Source organism: Mycobacterium sp. 1245801.1, from assembly GCF_001673055.1.
Lineage (GTDB): Bacteria > Actinomycetota > Actinomycetes > Mycobacteriales > Mycobacteriaceae > Mycobacterium > Mycobacterium europaeum_A.
Genome location: NZ_LZKY01000198.1, coordinates 1 through 716, shown reverse-complemented (window position 1 = coordinate 716; position 716 = coordinate 1). Strand labels below are relative to the sequence as shown.

At 62.6% G+C, this 716-nt stretch carries 1 protein-coding gene; it reads left to right on the top strand.

Translation table 11 applies throughout. The features are described 5' to 3' along the window. The coding region (locus A5622_RS29665) for a type II toxin-antitoxin system Phd/YefM family antitoxin (RefSeq protein WP_197507997.1) at nt 1-210 on the top strand (210 nt) is incomplete at its 5' end. Between the last annotated feature and the right edge of the window lie 506 nt (nt 211-716).

Here is a 716-nt window from a genome sequence, read left to right as displayed (position 1 = left end):
CACCATGCCCTAGCCATCATCGATTGCCTTCTGAGCAAGGCCTGTGAGTCGCCGCAGGTGACCCACACTGGCGCGATACCCGATCGCATCGGCATCCGGCAATTGCGAATCGATCTCGGCAACTACATCGACCGCGTCGCGGCCGGCGAAACCATCGACGTGACCCGCCGCGGACGGGTCGTGGCGCGCCTGCAGCAGCCCACGAACTGACGGCGGCCACCCGAGCCAGCTCTTCACAGCAATAGCCAGCCAAACTTCGCGCCGCAAACACCCCGTGTGAACGGTGAGGGAACGGATCCCCACGACCTGCGCTCGACAGGCCGGAAAAGCCAGCACGACTAGGGCATCGACAGCTTGGTCAGACCGGTTAGCTCGTCGCCTCGCGTAAGCGTTTCAAGCTAACGCGCCGGGGCGGCGTCGTCGCGCGTTCGCCCGGTTTCCGCCCCTTCGAGGTATTGTCGGTTGCATCGCGTCTTTTGTCGGCCCGTGTGCGCTTCGGCTTATTAGCGGGTGTGGGGGGCGGTGTTGGGCGGAAACTGTATAAGAGCTTATCGATGACAGTCAGGGCTTCGTGCCGAGCTGTGACGGGATCGTCGGATTCTGCGATCGTAAAACACATTTCAGCCAATGCGCCGCGCATGGTGGCGCGCTGTTACGGGATCGACGGATTGGGCGATTTCCCAAGAAAGTTCGTTCAATGCGCCGCGCAGGGTGGC